Origin of the sequence: Dyadobacter fanqingshengii (assembly GCF_023822005.2) — a bacterium.
GTDB classification, from domain to species: Bacteria; Bacteroidota; Bacteroidia; order Cytophagales; family Spirosomataceae; genus Dyadobacter; species Dyadobacter fanqingshengii.
Genome location: NZ_CP098806.1, coordinates 1,489,536 through 1,504,746, shown reverse-complemented (window position 1 = coordinate 1,504,746; position 15,211 = coordinate 1,489,536). Strand labels below are relative to the sequence as shown.

The following is a 15,211-nucleotide window of genomic DNA, read 5'->3' as shown; positions in this document are numbered from 1 at the left end:
CTTGGAGTCATGAAATAGGGGCATTCCAAAAACATTCCAATTTGAAATGACTTGACAGCTTGATAGTTATCCCTATAATTAAATTCTCTATTACTCCCTCAGATTGTAGACACCACATCTTTTAAATCGGCCTCTTCCGGAAGATTGAGTTTTTTTCGGATCCTGTGGCGGATCACGCGGACGCTCTGTACGGAAATTCCGAGCGTGCTGGCCATTTCCTTGTAAGTAAGATCGAGCCTGGCGAGCGCCATAAAACGGGTTTCGGCAGGAGTGAGGCCGGGCAGTTTCGCCCTTAACCTGGATAAATAGCCGACATGGATTTTTTCAAAAAGCGTCCTGAAATACTCCCATTGTTCGTCGGTAAGAATGGTGATTTTTTGTAACTCCTGAACCGTTTCCTCGCTGCCGTTAATGCTGTACCGGGCGCTGAGCTCTTCCACCAACAGATTCTTCTCAGAAATGCTTCTGGTAAATTCTTCGAGCTGAATGGTTGCAAAAGTAAGTTCCTGCTCGGCTTTTTTCAGCTGGTCATTAATGATGCGTTGCTTTTCCCGCGTTTTGTAATAGTAGGTTTTGTAAAAATACAAGGCAACCATGAGCAGCAGCAACACGAGTGTCAGCAGGATGTTACGTTCCAGCGTTTTGATCTGCTTTTCGGCAGCCACGCGTTCCATATCTGCCTTATGTGCCTGTAATTGAGCCTTTTCACTCGCCCGCAGCATTTGCATGGCATTGAAATCCTTTTCGAAAGCATTGCGCGTAATGGTAGCTGAATCCAGATACATGTTGGTCAGCACAAAGTTGCCTTTGGCCGCATTGATCTTTCCGAAAACCTGGTAAAGCAGTTCAAGTGGCTGCTTTATACGCGAAAGCCACACATATTTCTGGGCCTCATGAATGGTCTTTTCTGCTTTGCTGATGTTGTTTTGTCGAAAGTAAATGTCTGAAAGCAGAGTCAGCGCCGCGGCGGCCTGGGTGTGGTCTGATATAATGACCGCTCTATCAACACAAGCTTCTAAAAGGGGAACTGCTTCGTCGTATTTTCCACGCAGGTAAGCCGTTCTTCCCAGGTTTCCCTGTGCAATGCCTTTCCAGACAGCATAGTCGCCGATCCCGACATTTGACAATATCTTTTTGAAATAAATATCCGCAGAATTGAGCAGATCTGTCTTCATATAACTCAGCCCGATAGTGTTCATGGCCATGTTGTGCACCCCGCGGTGGTCCCGGATCACGTCCACCGTCAGTGCTTCCCGCGAAAAGCTGATCGCATTTTTGTAATCGGCGAAAAAATAATAAGCTTCTCCGATCTGTGACAGAAAATACGCCTTTTCAGGAAAGTCCTTTTCAGAGATTTTTTTCAACAATGGGTGTATTGTGAGATATTCCTCAAATGCGCGCTCGTAGTTTTTAGTTTCGTACCAGTAAAAATGCGCAAGATGTCTGCGGGACCGAAGGTGAATTTGCATATTCCCCGCTTTCTGAGACTTGGCAATCAATGCTTTCAAATCGAGGATATGCTTTTTTTTCATGTCCTTATGCACTTCACGATCCAGCATGATCCGCATCAGGTCGGCTTCCATAACTAAATCCTGATCGTTGTTCCGGAGCGCCACCTTTTTCAGGGTTTCGAGTGATTTATAAGCTTCCGGGCCTCTATCCGTGTAGATGTTTGAGTCGATAAACTTGCGTAGGTCCGTATAGCGCTCGGCGTGGGTCTTGTTTATAATGTGATCAAACTGGGCATCAGCAGAAAGCGCTGAGAATAGAAGGCACACGATAATGAAACATCTGCTAAAAATGCGTTTCATTTAGTTTTAAGGAAGGTTAAGTTCGGTTTGTTGGTATTTTCATTCCCCACCGGCGAAACGGGAGGAACAAGGGTAAAAAATGGCGGCCATTGCTGGCCGCCTGCAACCCACAACAAAGAGTGGCACAGTATTAATCTGCGATTACACAATTGTAGTCCGTGACTAATCTAAGGTTTTCACACCTGTATTTGTGTTCAGCCATCACTTTAATTCATGGAAAACAGCAAAATCAATTGCTTGCACTCAACTTTGAACAGTTGGTGCCACGATAAATCGGTTCCGATAAAATGATGGAAGAGGTTGCAGGTGCTAAGCTAATACAAATCCGGACGACATCAAATTTTGATTTTCAATGCGCCAAAAATGATGCTTGGCATAGGTTTTTTAGTTTTATTGGGGTTCTATGGAAAATTTAAAACAACAAAAAAACGCCGGAAGATTAGTAATTGTAGCCTATCGATTGCCATTCAAAATCGTTCGTGAAAACGATCAGGCACAATTATTCCAAAATTCAGGAGGCCTCGTTTCGGCTGTACTGTCATTGGTGAAGAATAAAAACGGCCCGGTTTTTAGTTCAGATGACAAGATCCAGTGGATCGGGTTTTCGGAAAATACGCGTGAAGAGCTGGAAGGACAATCACTTACCAATGAAGACTTTCAGGCACATCCCGTTTTTATTCCCGAGGATGTCAATGAAAAATATTATGAAGGCTTCTGCAATAACCTGATCTGGCCTTTATGCCACTATTTCCCGTCGCTCGCACGGTTTGATGACGAATATTTTGAAGCCTATCAGATCGCTAACAGACTGTTTTTTGATAAAATAGATGAGATCATTCAGCCCGGCGACGTGATCTGGGTGCAGGATTACCAATTAATGCTGCTACCCGAGATGATCCGTCAGAAATATCCGGACAACAAGATCGGCTTCTTCTTTCATATCCCCTTTCCGTCTTTTGAATTGTTTCGCCTGTTGCCAGTTAAATGGCGCAAAGCCATTGTGGATGGGATTTTAGGCGCAGATGTTGTTGGCTTCCATACCAATGATTACGTTGAATACTTTTTGAAAGCCGCGCGGCTTGTTTCCGGGTATGGCAACAAGCTGCATTACATTAATATGAGCAACCGGATCGTAAAAGTGGATTCTTTTCCGATCAGCGTGGACTTTGACAAATTTAATGATGCCTATGACGATCCAATGGTGGCCGATGCACGCAACGATGCGAGGCATTCACTGAACCAAAAGATCATTTTTTCAGTCGACCGGCTGGATTATTCCAAAGGGATCATTCACCGGTTGCGCGGCTTTCAGCGTTTCCTGGAAAGATATCCGGAGTGGCATGAAAAGGTTTCGTTTGTAATGGTTGTGGTTCCTTCACGGGACACCATTGAACAATATCAGCAAATGAAGTCCGAGATCGATCAGACCGTTGGCCGGATCAATGCTGATTATGGCAATATTTACTGGCAACCCATCATATATCAGTATCGCTCAATGCCTTATCACGAATTGGTGGGAATGTATACCGTGAGCGACGTTGCATTGATTACGCCTGTGCGGGATGGGATGAACCTGGTTTGCAAGGAATATGTCGCCAGCCGGAAGGACCGTAAAGGTGTTTTGATATTGAGTGAGATGGCCGGTGCGGCTGCCGAATTAGGTGAAGCGCTGATTATCAACCCCTTGGACATTCAGGACATTGCCGATGCAATCAAGAATGCTTTCGAGATGCCGGAGGAAGAGCAGACAAAACGAATGGATGCCATGCGGGAACGGATCAAAGATTATGACGTTTTCGCCTGGACCGAAGATTTTTTTACACAGATGACCATGCTTGAACAAGAACATGAACGCCTGAGACAGGTGTTTCTTACCAATAAAGGCATCGACGCAATCCGTCATGCGTATGCAAACGCAACTAACCGCATTCTGTTTTTTGACTATGATGGAACGCTGGCGCCCATTGTCCCGGATCCCGCTAAGGCAATTGTTTCCGAAGATGTCAAGAAACTGATTCTTGAAATCGCCAAAAGAGACACCGTCATCATCATTAGCGGACGCGACCGTCACTTTTTGGATAACCTGTTCCGGGACCTCCCTGTTCACATCATTGCCGAACATGGGGCGCTTACCCGCACGAAGGGAAGTGATGTGTGGGTCCTGAATGAGAGTTATGAAGAAAACTGGAAAGAGAGCATTCGTCCGATTATGGATATTTATGCCAAAAGATGCCCTGGGGCTTTTGTAGAAGAAAAAGAAACTTCCCTTGCGTGGCATTACCGGACCGCAGATGAAAAAGAATACGCGCAGAGACGTGCACAGGAGTTACTATGGCAGCTGAAAAACTACATTCAACCCGAGTTAAACTTGCAGGTTATCGATGGTAGCAAAGTTGTCGAAGTTAAAAAGACTGCATTTAACAAGGGAACAGCGTCCCGGGCATTTGTTGAAAACGGAGACTATGATTTCGTGCTGGCCATCGGCGACGACACAACAGACGAAGACATGTTCGAAGCTTTGCCCGATACTGCTTACACGATCAAGATCGGGGACGACCTTTCTGCCGCGAGAAACCACATCAGAAGTCAGGAAGAAGTTTTTCATTTCCTTAACTTTATGGTTTCATCGATTGGGGAATAACATGTTATGCAAGACGAGCTGCGGCTTTTGCGAAAACTCATAGAATCGGTCAGGCCGCTGAGTGATGAAGACTGGTACGCGTTTTCGGGCATTTGGAAACCGTATTCGGCGGGGCGTAAGGAAGTGGTTACACCTGCCGGGCAAACGGAGAACCATTTGTATTTTGTAACAAAGGGCATTCAGCGCGTTTATTATCTGGATGATCAAAGCCGTGAGGCGACGCTTGCTTTTATGTATCCACCATCTTTCGGCGGCGTGGTGGATTCGCTGCTTTTGGGACAGCCTTCGCGGTATTATTTTGAGACGCTCACACCGTCGGAATTTCTGCGCGCACCCAGGCAGGATCTGGAAGCATTAATGGCCAGGCGCCCGGAAATAGCCGATATGGTCCGACTTGGCGTTACCCAGACGCTTTCAGGCATATTGGAAAGGTTGGTCGAGGTGCAATGCTTCTCTTCAGAAGAAAAATTCCGCAACCTGCTTCGTCGCAGCCCGCATATATTGCAGCTAGTTCCGCACAAGTATCTGGCGAATTATCTCGGCATCGACGCGACCAATTTCAGCAAGCTGGTAAATAAGATCAGAATTTGAAATGTTGGTTTTTACCAATCATTTATTCCTGCGCAGGTTTCAATTTTGCATTACAAAAACACAAAGCAAAATGAAACCTGTAAACAAAACTGAACTCCTCAGGACACTGGAAGATAGGGTAGAAGGGCACATTTCTGAAACCATTGCCCTATTTCAAAACAGAAGCGACAAGTTTCTTAATATGCCATCTGCAACCGGTGGGTGGAGCATTGCACAATGTCTCGACCACCTGAATAGTTACGGCGACTTTTATTTACCTCACATTGAAAAGCAAATCTTGAATTCAGAAGACGCAAACGTTGCAGAATTCACGAGCACCTGGTTTGGCGCTTATTTTACAAAAATGATGGACCCGGAAACGGGGAAAAAGAAGTACAAAGCTATGAAAGGCCACATTCCGGCTTCGGATCTGAACGCTGCGAATGTAGTAGGGGAGTTTCTTCGGCAACAGGAGCTCGTAATGAGCTATTTGAGCCAAGCACGCAAGAAGGATTTGAACAAACTTAAAATCCCGATATCCATCTCCAAGCTGATAAAGCTTCGGCTTGGAGATGTTTTTCAGTTTTTGATCGCTCACAATGAGCGGCATATGCAGCAAGCGAAACGGAATTTGATCCGCGAAAAAGCGGTCTAAAATTTAACTTAACGAAAGGCCTTTCGGCTCACTCAGATTTTCAAGTTTTACAAAGTGACAAACGTAGCCGGCTGAACGTAAAACTGCCTGAATTTTTGTAAAGTCAGAAAGTTCGGAGGTAAGGGTCAGCAACAAATCCTGGAAGTCGTAAGCCCAGTGTTTAACATTGAGTTGTTTCAGGCAATCGTGCAATCGCTGGAAGGATTTGTTGTTTTTTATCTTGGTTCGAAATGAAATTTTATATGTATTACGCATGTTGTTCAAAAATTATGAAGGATAGCCTTTAATGAAGTCCTGTAACTTGCCAGGATCTGTCCCGGCTACTTTTATCAAAGATGGTTCTTATTTATAATAATTCCAAATAGACAAATGTTAATTTTTCTTAAAACTGAAAACAAAAAAGCTTCGCAACCCTGATGCAAGTTGCAAAGCTTTTGTCTAAAAAATATTATTGGAATATTAAGATTTTATTAGATTTTTCCTAAGCACATTATTTCCAGCTACGGTCCAGAAAATCAACCCAGTTACGCCACATAATTTGTTCAATATCCGTTGTAGAGTAACCTCGTGCAGACAAGATGCCGGTAATCGTTTGGAGGTCGGCAATAGAGTCGAGATCCATCGGCGACTGTTCTTTTCCATAAGCGCCATCCAGATCAGAACCGATCCCGACATGCAGTGCATTTCCGGCCAACTGGCAGATGTGGTCAATATGTTCCGCGACGTGTTCGATTTTTAATCCCATGCTTTCGGGCGTAGACTTGCCGCGAACCCAGCCTGGAACCATCATCCACGCATCAAATGCCATACCGATAACAGCCTTTCGTTCCAGTAATTCCCGGATCATTTCATCTGAAAACTGCCGGTTATGCGGCGTGATCTTCCGGACCAGATTATGACTTGCCCAAACCGGCCCTTTGAAAATGTCCAGTGCTTCCCAAAACGCCGTGTCGCACAAATGCGTTGCGTCCAGGATCATATTCAGCTTTTCCATTTCACGCAGCAGGTCTTTGCCTTTTTGCGACAATGACTGATCTGAATCCGTGCCATAGGCATAAATCCCGGGGCCATAATGTGCCGGACCGATCGCGCGCAAGCCGTATTGATAAGCTATTTCAAGGTTTTTAAGACTAATAAAAGAATCGGCTCCTTCCAGGCTCAGAATGTATCCAATCGGCAGATTTTCAGTGGATGCGGCGTTTTCCCAGAGCTCCAAATGTTTGTGTAAACCGGGCAGGTCAACTATCTGCACCATTTCGCCGGCTTCTTCCATGGCTTTGTACCACGCAATTTGCGCCTGGGTCTGCGCCCATGCCTGCGCCTGCGAATGCCAACCCGGAATTTTGCTGTCTAGTTTGACGAAACGGGCAATCTGAGTGGCTACACACATGCCAATGTTCCCTTTTCGCATTTCCGGAAAACTCACCACACCTTTGCCGCGATCGGGCTTGTCGGTCAGGTTTGCTTCACGTTGTCTGATGGCATTCAGGTCCTGGGTAAGATCCCGGTTCCATTCCACGGCGTTCATGGAAAGGTCGAGATGGGCGTCAAAAAGAAACATTTTTTGTTGTTTAGGAATTCGGTATTAAATAGTAATGCGTCTGTTTCGGGCTACAATTTTCCACTCTTCGGTGACTTCGCCGTGTTCGATAATGGAAGCAAAATCATGCAGCGCGACGGTAGGGCAAACGTGAAAAGGCAATGCATAAAACACATCTCCAATCTGCGTGGCGTCCCACACATCCTGCGTAACCTGCAAAACACCATGTTCCTCGCTTTGCCCGATTAAAGTGTAGCTGGGCAGATTCAGCAATTTGAAACGACTTTCGATCGGGCTTTCAGGCGCAATGGCCTTGTGGCCAAGATCGATCGTGACAATGCCGGCTGTTGGTTTGGAAACAACGCGTGTGAGCACCAATGCTGCATGCTGGAATGGTTGGCCGTCAAACCGGTCGCCATAGCCCCAGTCCCAAAGCACATTTGTGCCGGGACTTAAAAACACGTCGGGTCGCATGGCGTGCACGGTGAAAGAAGGAGAACCGCCGGCGATGATCATCGGGCTGGTTCCTGTGTGGTTTTTGATCAGATCGAAAAGCGGCAGGACTTTGTCAAATGCTTCATCCACAGCCACTTTTCTGTCGGTGAATTCAGGATCACGTAAATGTCCGTCGTAAACGTGGACGCCGCTGAACGCAACGTTGGGAAGTCCCGAAACATAACGATATAGCGAAAGCAATGTGCCATCCGTAACGTGACCGGAGCGGTTCATACCATTGTTGACATCAATAAAAACGTTGAAAATAACATCATTAGCAGTGCCCGATTCATTCAGGTCATCTGCTGATTTTTCATTGTCAACCAGCGAAGCGAATGTCACATCTGCGAATTTGTTGCGCAATGCCTGCAACCGCTCAATGTTTGGGCCAACCATCTGGTAAGCCAGCAAAATCCATTTGGCTCCTGCATCAGCCAGCATTTCGGCTTCTGCGATCGTAGCACATTTAAATTTATTAATTCCCTGTGCTAGCTGCAATTTTACAATCTCACCGGATTTATGGGTTTTCACATGCGGAATAAGCCTGTCGGCATCACCGGCAATGCTGACCATTCCGCGGATATTATTTTCAATGCGCTCCTTGTAAAAGAGGAGTGAAGGGGAAATGACGCGCTCGGGGTTGGTTAGTTGGAACCACATATTACTTTTCTTCAAGCTCAAACATCACTTCAATCTCAACCGGAATGTTATCGGGGAGGCTTCCCATTCCTACGGCGCTTCTTACACCAATCCCGTTTTCTTCGCCCCAGATTTTCGCGAAAAGCTCGCTGCATCCGTTGATGATGAAAGGATGTTTTTCAAAATCGGGCGTGCAGTTTACCATGCCCAGCACTTTAATTACTCTTTTGATCCGATTGAGGCTTCCCAAATTTGCTTTCAACGTAGAAAGGATCGTTAATCCCACCTGACGGGCAGCTAGTTTGCCTGCATCGGCATCCATATCTTTGCCAATTCTTCCTTTTATCAATGTTCCGTCATCCTGCACAGTGCCGTGACCTGAAACGTAAACCCAGCGTTTATCCACGATCAAAAGCGGCTTGTAAACGCCAAGCGGTTTAGGAGCTGGAGGAAGATTAAGACCAAGGGCGGCGAAGTTTGATTCAGGCGTATTGTCCATAATTAGTAGATGCGTAAATGTAGATTTGTGATTTCTAGACGAACAAATTTAGCACTAAAACGCCCAGCAATCCCATTACAGACACAATTGTTTCCATAACAGACCAGGTGAGCAATGTGTCTTTAATGCTCAGGTTAAAGTATTCTTTGAATAGCCAAAAGCCGCCATCGTTCAAATGCGAGAACATTAAACTGCCTGAACCAATGGACAATACGAGCAGTTCGGGAGACACATCGGAGGTCACCAGAAGCGGTGAAAGTATGCCCACAGTAGTAAGTCCGGCGACGGTTGCAGAGCCCACGCAAACGCGAATAATAGCAGCAATCCCCCAGCTCAATATCAACGGCGAAATGTCGACGCCTTTCAAACTTTCGGCAATGAATGTGCTTACGCCGCTGGCCGTCATGATCTCTTTGAATACCCCGGCTCCGGCAATGATCAGCAGGATTACCGAAACACCTTTGAATGCTTCCTCCATGGACTTGCTGACATTTTTCATTTTCATCCCACGCCGGATTCCCAGAACATAGGCCGCGAATAATACAGAGATCAGCATGCCGAAATAAGGCTCTGCCAGCAGGCCAATGATCTTATTATCAGGGTAGATGCGCTTCACACCCGACATGCTTGTTAATAAAAATACAGGTAGCAAAGCGGTTACAACGCTGAGTCCCAATCCCGGTAATTCGGTAGTGGGGCGGGGCGTCACATTAAAAAGATCTTCGTCGGGTTTGGGCTGGAAGCGTTTCAGCGTGCTGCCGAAAAGCGGTCCGGCTACGGCAATGGCGGGAATGGAAACAATGATCCCATACAGTAATGTTTGTCCAAGATCCGCATTAAGCTGGCTGGCGATGGCAGCAGGCGAGGGGTGGGGCGGGAGGTAACCATGCGCCACCGACAAGGCCGAGAGCATGGGAACACCTACATATAACAATGGAAGTCGCGCCGTGGCGCTGATCATAAATATCAAAGGAATGACGATTACAAAACCGGCATTATAAAACAGGGGTATGCCAATCACAAAACCCGCCAGGGCCATTCCCCATTGAATGTATTTTTTCCCGAAAAGTCCTATCAGCGCGTCTGTAATCCTTTGCGCAGCACCGCTGTCCGCCACCATCTTCCCGAGCATCGCGCCAAAGCCTACGATCAAAACGAGATCTCCCAAGGTGCCGCCAACGCCCTTCTGAATAGCCTTGCTGACCGTTTCCACATCAAGACCACTTGCCAGACCGAGTCCGATGGATACAAGCAAAAATGAGATGAAAGTGTCAATTTTGAGCCAGGCAATGAGTGCAATCAGGGTGAGTATGGCTATAAATGTCAGTAATAAGGGCATAATGGAATAGAGAAAAAGTAAGCATTTAGGTAATAAGCTGGAAGAAACTAAAATTTAACGATAGAAGCCAATTAAGTTTTGAAAGGGCATTCTTTGGTTAAATTCCGAAGGATCACCGATATACGAAAGGAATGCTGAAATAGCACAAAAGATAGTTTGTTAGAATGCTTTAAAATAGCGAAATTTGACTTTTTAGAACTTACATTATAGTATTAATTCATTGGGTAGTTGCACTTTTCAATTGCTCGTTTAAATTTTTGATTCTTTTCTAATTCTTTATGGCAGAATCTTCTGGTGAAAACATTATCCCCATTAATATTGAGGATGAAATGCGTGGAGCATACATCGATTACTCGATGTCAGTTATTATTTCCCGCGCTTTACCCGACGTTCGCGATGGTTTGAAACCGGTTCACAGGCGTGTGTTGTACGGGATGTCGGATTTGGGTGTTAATTACAACCGCTCGCATAAGAAATCGGCTCGTATAGTAGGGGAGGTTTTGGGTAAGTATCACCCGCACGGTGACTCGTCTGTTTACAATACAATGGTGCGTATGGCGCAGCCGTGGTCATTGCGTTATCCTCTGGTGGACGGCCAGGGTAACTTTGGATCGGTGGATGGAGATAATCCGGCGGCCATGCGTTATACCGAAGCAAGATTAAAGCGACTTGCTGATGAGTTATTAAACGACCTGGGAAAAGACACAGTTGATTTTCAACCCAACTTTGATGATTCACTTTCTGAGCCATCTGTTCTTCCCGCTAAATTCCCGAATTTATTGGTAAATGGTTCCTCCGGAATTGCCGTGGGGATGGCCACCAATATGGCGCCTCATAATTTGTCGGAGGTGATCGACGGCGTTTTGGCTTACATTGATAATAACGAGATTACGATCCCGGAATTGATGGAGTATGTAAAGGCACCGGATTTTCCAACGGGAGGGATTATATATGGTTATCAGGGCGTAAGGTCAGCTTTTGAAACCGGCCGCGGCAGCATTATTATGCGTTCCAAGGCTCAGTTTGAGGTTTCCAAGACGGGTAGGGAGCAGATCATTATTACTGAGATCCCTTACATGACCAATAAAGCTGCGATGATCGAACGCATCGCAGGCCTTATTAATGATAAGAAACTGGACGGCATTTCGGATATCCGTGATGAATCGGACCGTGACGGAATGCGCATTGTTTTTGATCTTAAAAAAGATGCAGTTCCTAATATTGTATTAAATCACTTGTTCAAATACACGCCGCTGCAATCGAGCTTCGGAGTGAACAATGTGGCGCTCGTAAAAGGACGTCCGGTGACGCTGAATCTGAAAGATCTGATTAAACATTATGTTGATCACCGGATTGTAGTCATCACGCGTCGTACTGAGTATGAACTGAGAGAAGCTGAAAAGAGAGCGCACATTTTGCAAGGTTTGCTGATCGCGCTGGATAACCTGGATGCCGTTATCACGCTGATCCGTAATGCACGTGATCCTGAAATAGCGAAAACAGGCTTGATGGAGTCGTTTGAGCTGAGCGAGATCCAGGCCAAAGCGATTCTTGAACTTCGTTTACAACGGTTAACGGGTCTGGAAAGAGACAAAATCGTGAAGGAATACGAAGAGATCATGGTTTTGATCACCGACTTGAAAGATATTCTTGCAAACGAATTCCGGAAATTTGAAATTATCAAAACGGAATTGGGAGAGATCAAAGACCGTTACGGCGATGAGCGCCGCACGAAGATCGAGTTCTCAGCAGAAGAATTCAGCGACGAAGACATGATCCCGGATGATGAAATGTTGATTACCATTTCAAATGAGGGTTATATCAAAAGAACGCCGTTGGCGGAATATCGTACGCAGACAAGGGGAGGAGTTGGTTCCCGCGGTGTAAAAACCAAGGATACGGACTTCACCGAGCACCTTTTCTCAGCTACGATGCTGAATTACCTGCTGATCTTTACAGAATACGGTAAGTTGTTCTGGATGAAGGTTTACGAAGTCCCTGAGGGAAGTAAGCAATCCAAAGGCCGTCCGATCCAAAATTTGATCAGCCTGGAAAATGGAGATTCCATTCGTTCAGTGATCAACGTTCGCACATTGGCGGATGCGGATTATATCAACAATAATTACCTCATAATGTGTACGCAGCAGGGCACAATTAAGAAAACCTTGCTTGAAGCCTATTCACGTCCGAGAACAAATGGTATTATCGCCATCTCTATCAATGAAGGTGACAGGCTGCTGAATGTTGCGCTGACTAATGGAGACAATGACATTGTAATTGCATCCAGCGCTGGACGTGCGGTTCGTTTCAATGAGAAAGGTGTTCGCCCGATGGGAAGAACTGCCGCAGGTGTGCGTGGTATCAACCTGAATGATCCTGATAATAAGGTGATCGGAATGGTTTGTATCAACCGCGAGGATGCCCAGCTGCTGGTTGTTTCTGAAAATGGTTTCGGAAAACGTTCAGCAATTGACAGTTACCGGATTACCAAGCGTGGCGGAAAAGGGGTTTCTACAATGAACGCGACCGACAAAGTCGGTAAATTGGTTGCCATTCGCGAAGTTACCGAGCAGGACGACCTGATGATCATTACCAGAAATGGAATTGCCATCCGTATGAGCGTGCTGGATATTCGTCTGGCGGGCCGTAATACACAGGGAGTTAAATTGATCCGTTTGAACAATTCGGATGAAATCACTTCAGTAACAAGAATCCTGAAAGATCCCGACGAAAAGGCCGAGGAACTGGATGAGGATGGCAATGTTATACCATCTGCTGTTGTGGAAGGAACTTCGGATATGATCATCGTTTCGGCGGATGAGCAGGCGGAAGAATTGGATGATGAAGAGGATGTGATTGACGACGATGAGGAAGAAGATGATGAGAATGATACCTTTGACGAGCCAGAGGCATGATTTTTGTAAAATTTATATTAATTGATTTATATTTAAAATTCGAACAATCAATCACAACCAAAGTCTAATATTTATGAAAAAACTGTTTTTTGTTTCTGCACTAAGCCTTTTCAGTATGTCAGCGTTCGCGCAGGACGATGCTGCGAACAAGCTGGTAGTGGATCAGTTTCGTAAGGATAAAGAGAAAAGCGATAAAGACCTGAGTGATCCGAAGAGTAGCGCAAAAGCTTCATTTTGGATGGAAAGAGCAAAATTATATGAAAATATAGCTCTGCAAGGTTCGGAAGTAGATTCCAGCGCAGCCAAAACGTCTTTGGAAGCTTATAAAAAGGTTGTGGAGCTGGATAAGACTAAAAAAGGTGAGCCGGGCAAATCTGCCAAAGAAGCTGAAAATGTGATTGCAGGCGGTGAAGGTTCACAACTTTTCAACGCATTTGTAAAGCAGGGAGCTGAAAAATATCAAGCGAAAAATTTGGCTGGTGCACTTGAAATGTTCACAGCTGCGCAGGAGATCAACAAGAAAGATACTCTTGCTTCGCTTTACGGCGGGATTGCAGCGCAGCAGCTTGACAAGAAAGATGTTGCGAAAGAGCAATTTGAAAAATACGCTGCCAACGGAGGAAAAGATCCAAGTGTATTTTACGGTTTAGCGCAATTGTACCGCGAAGAAAAAAACTTTGATAAAGCAATTGAAGCTCTGAACAAGGGGTTAGCACAATCGCCTAATAACAAAGACCTTAAAGCGGAGGTTGTGAACATTCTGTTAGCATCGGGTAATGAATCAAAAGCGATCAGCGAGCTGGAAGCTTTGGCTCAGGCTGATCCTAAAAACATTCAGAATGTGGTGAATCTTGCGATTCTTTACGATAACATGCAAAGAACAGCAGCTGACAGCGTGAAACAATTGAGCGCGAAAATGGGAACTGGAAGCAAGTCTGCGGCAAGTCTGACAAAAAACCTTGAAGCTGAAAAAAGCAAGATCGAGGTTTATGACGGTGAAGTGAAGCGTATTGGTACTTTGATTAAGAAGCAGCCAAAAAATGCGGATTTGAAACGCCAGCTTGCTGATGTTAATGCCAAGAAAAAAGAAACATTAGCGGCCATTGCTACAATGGAAGGCGAGGTTAAAACTGCTTCGGAAGCTGCACAAAGCAGTGCTTCATCAGGAGGAGAAAAACAACTTGCTGACTTGAAAGCAAAGCAAAAAGATGCGAGCGACAAAGCGATTGCTAATTACAAGAAGGCTTTGGAAATCGATGGAGCTAACTATGATGCATTGTATAACCTGGGTGTTTTCTATTTCAACGAAGCCGTTCAATTGAAAGGTGAAGTTGATAACATGAATATGACAGAATATCAGCAACGTGGTAAAGAAATCGAAGGTCGCGTTTGTGGTAAGTTCAAGAAAGCGAAGCCATATTTCGAAAAAGCTATTCAGGCAAAAGACGAAGCAGAAGCTAAGGAAAACTTAACCACTGTAAACGGAGTCCTTGAACAATTTGCAGCTAAACAAGTTGCTTGTGTTGAGGAATAAGAAGTGTATCATTATAATGTTAAAAAAGCAGCAACGTAAGTTGCTGCTTTTTTTTGTGGAGTTTTAGCTCCTTGATTTACCGAATATCTGGCTCCATAATAATTTTGATTTTAATCCCCATATTTGCCGATAAATGAATGCGTTTCTTTTGGATTTTCTTTTCTTCTGGATACAGTATAAGGAATCAAAATGATTGTAAATCAATTTCGCATATTTAATAGAAATGTAGGACTTAAGTCGAAGTTCAAGCAGACGTGAGAGATCATTTGCGAGACAATTATTCCTGTTATATTTAAATTTTGAGCAATATTGAATCCAGTTTAATTCTTTTTCCAACTTCTTGATATCCCTGTTTTCATGGTAATGCCTATCTAAAATTTTCCTTTTATTTAGGATATCTGTGGAACTGTCAGGGTGCTGTCTATAATTAACAAGGCATTCTGAAATATAATGAACTGTGCCAATATTGGCAGCCACATAGGCAATCCAATGATCGTGAAAATGATCAGGATGAAAGGGGAGAATAACATCAAGTAACGCCTTGCGGAAAAAGCAACTGTGGCCCGAAACGCA

11 protein-coding genes are annotated in these 15,211 nt (G+C 44.9%); 5 read left to right on the top strand and 6 right to left on the bottom strand.

The genetic code is table 11. The annotated features are described in order from the left end of the window. Nucleotides 1-98: 98 nt before the first annotated feature. Entirely contained in the window at nucleotides 99-1,811 is a 1,713-nt protein-coding gene (locus tag NFI81_RS05945; protein WP_234613473.1) for a tetratricopeptide repeat protein, read from the bottom strand. 403 nt (nucleotides 1,812-2,214) lie between these two features. On the opposite strand from NFI81_RS05945, the gene NFI81_RS05940 reads away from it, so the two are divergent. The 3 genes from NFI81_RS05940 to NFI81_RS05930 all read left to right on the top strand — a co-directional run bounded on the left by NFI81_RS05940 (nucleotide 2,215) and on the right by NFI81_RS05930 (nucleotide 5,677). After that, a complete protein-coding gene (locus NFI81_RS05940) occupies nucleotides 2,215-4,452 on the top strand; it encodes a bifunctional alpha,alpha-trehalose-phosphate synthase (UDP-forming)/trehalose-phosphatase (RefSeq protein WP_234613475.1) in 2,238 nt (745 codons plus the stop codon). Between the two features lie 6 nt (nucleotides 4,453-4,458). Then, nucleotides 4,459-5,043: a Crp/Fnr family transcriptional regulator gene (locus tag NFI81_RS05935; RefSeq protein WP_234613476.1), complete on the top strand. Its 585-nt coding sequence runs from the start codon at nucleotides 4,459-4,461 to the stop codon at nucleotides 5,041-5,043. A 70-nt stretch (nucleotides 5,044-5,113) separates the two neighbouring features. Beyond that, nucleotides 5,114-5,677: a DinB family protein gene (locus tag NFI81_RS05930; RefSeq protein WP_234613477.1), complete on the top strand. Its 564-nt coding sequence runs from the start codon at nucleotides 5,114-5,116 to the stop codon at nucleotides 5,675-5,677. 3 nt (nucleotides 5,678-5,680) lie between these two features. Here NFI81_RS05930 and NFI81_RS05925 read toward each other — a convergent pair whose 3' ends face one another. From NFI81_RS05925 to NFI81_RS05905, 5 genes are all read right to left on the bottom strand, one after another. Beyond that, nucleotides 5,681-5,932 carry a hypothetical protein gene (locus NFI81_RS05925; protein ID WP_234613478.1) on the bottom strand — a complete coding sequence of 84 codons (252 nt, stop codon included), beginning with the start codon at nucleotides 5,930-5,932 and terminating at the stop codon, nucleotides 5,681-5,683. A 235-nt stretch (nucleotides 5,933-6,167) separates the two neighbouring features. Continuing rightward, nucleotides 6,168-7,238, bottom strand: a complete 1,071-nt coding sequence (locus NFI81_RS05920; protein ID WP_234613479.1) for a dipeptidase — start codon at nucleotides 7,236-7,238, stop codon at nucleotides 6,168-6,170. A gap of 24 nt (nucleotides 7,239-7,262) precedes the next feature. Beyond that, nucleotides 7,263-8,372: a D-TA family PLP-dependent enzyme gene (locus tag NFI81_RS05915; RefSeq protein ID WP_234613480.1), complete on the bottom strand. Its 1,110-nt coding sequence runs from the start codon at nucleotides 8,370-8,372 to the stop codon at nucleotides 7,263-7,265. A gap of 1 nt (nucleotide 8,373) precedes the next feature. After that, the gene (locus NFI81_RS05910) at nucleotides 8,374-8,850 is read right to left on the bottom strand and encodes a RidA family protein (RefSeq protein WP_082215043.1); all 477 of its coding nucleotides are present in this window, start codon (nucleotides 8,848-8,850) and stop codon (nucleotides 8,374-8,376) included. A gap of 34 nt (nucleotides 8,851-8,884) precedes the next feature. After that, nucleotides 8,885-10,189: a gluconate:H+ symporter gene (locus NFI81_RS05905; protein ID WP_234613481.1), complete on the bottom strand. Its 1,305-nt coding sequence runs from the start codon at nucleotides 10,187-10,189 to the stop codon at nucleotides 8,885-8,887. A 278-nt stretch (nucleotides 10,190-10,467) separates the two neighbouring features. On the opposite strand from NFI81_RS05905, the gene gyrA reads away from it, so the two are divergent. Next, on the top strand, nucleotides 10,468-13,104 hold the full coding sequence (gene gyrA, locus NFI81_RS05900; protein WP_234613482.1) for a DNA gyrase subunit A: 2,637 nt from the start codon (nucleotides 10,468-10,470) through the stop codon (nucleotides 13,102-13,104). Nucleotides 13,105-13,177: 73 nt separating this feature from the next. Then, nucleotides 13,178-14,638, top strand: a complete 1,461-nt coding sequence (locus NFI81_RS05895) for a tetratricopeptide repeat protein (RefSeq protein ID WP_234613483.1) — start codon at nucleotides 13,178-13,180, stop codon at nucleotides 14,636-14,638. Nucleotides 14,639-15,211 lie beyond the last annotated feature (573 nt).

Bases quoted from the DNA above. Each gene is read 5' to 3' on its own strand.
- NFI81_RS05930 (WP_234613477.1), top strand. From the start codon at position 5,114: ATGAAACCTGTAAACAAAACTGAACTCCTCAGGACACTGGAAGATAGG.
- NFI81_RS05945 (WP_234613473.1), bottom strand. From the start codon at position 1,811: ATGAAACGCATTTTTAGCAGATGTTTCATTATCGTGTGCCTTCTATTC.
- NFI81_RS05940 (WP_234613475.1), top strand. From the start codon at position 2,215: ATGGAAAATTTAAAACAACAAAAAAACGCCGGAAGATTAGTAATTGTA.
- NFI81_RS05905 (WP_234613481.1), bottom strand. From the start codon at position 10,189: ATGCCCTTATTACTGACATTTATAGCCATACTCACCCTGATTGCACTC.
- NFI81_RS05935 (WP_234613476.1), top strand. From the start codon at position 4,459: ATGCAAGACGAGCTGCGGCTTTTGCGAAAACTCATAGAATCGGTCAGG.
- gyrA (WP_234613482.1), top strand. From the start codon at position 10,468: ATGGCAGAATCTTCTGGTGAAAACATTATCCCCATTAATATTGAGGAT.
- NFI81_RS05895 (WP_234613483.1), top strand. From the start codon at position 13,178: ATGAAAAAACTGTTTTTTGTTTCTGCACTAAGCCTTTTCAGTATGTCA.
- NFI81_RS05925 (WP_234613478.1), bottom strand. From the start codon at position 5,932: ATGCGTAATACATATAAAATTTCATTTCGAACCAAGATAAAAAACAAC.
- NFI81_RS05910 (WP_082215043.1), bottom strand. From the start codon at position 8,850: ATGGACAATACGCCTGAATCAAACTTCGCCGCCCTTGGTCTTAATCTT.
- NFI81_RS05920 (WP_234613479.1), bottom strand. From the start codon at position 7,238: ATGTTTCTTTTTGACGCCCATCTCGACCTTTCCATGAACGCCGTGGAA.
- NFI81_RS05915 (WP_234613480.1), bottom strand. From the start codon at position 8,372: ATGTGGTTCCAACTAACCAACCCCGAGCGCGTCATTTCCCCTTCACTC.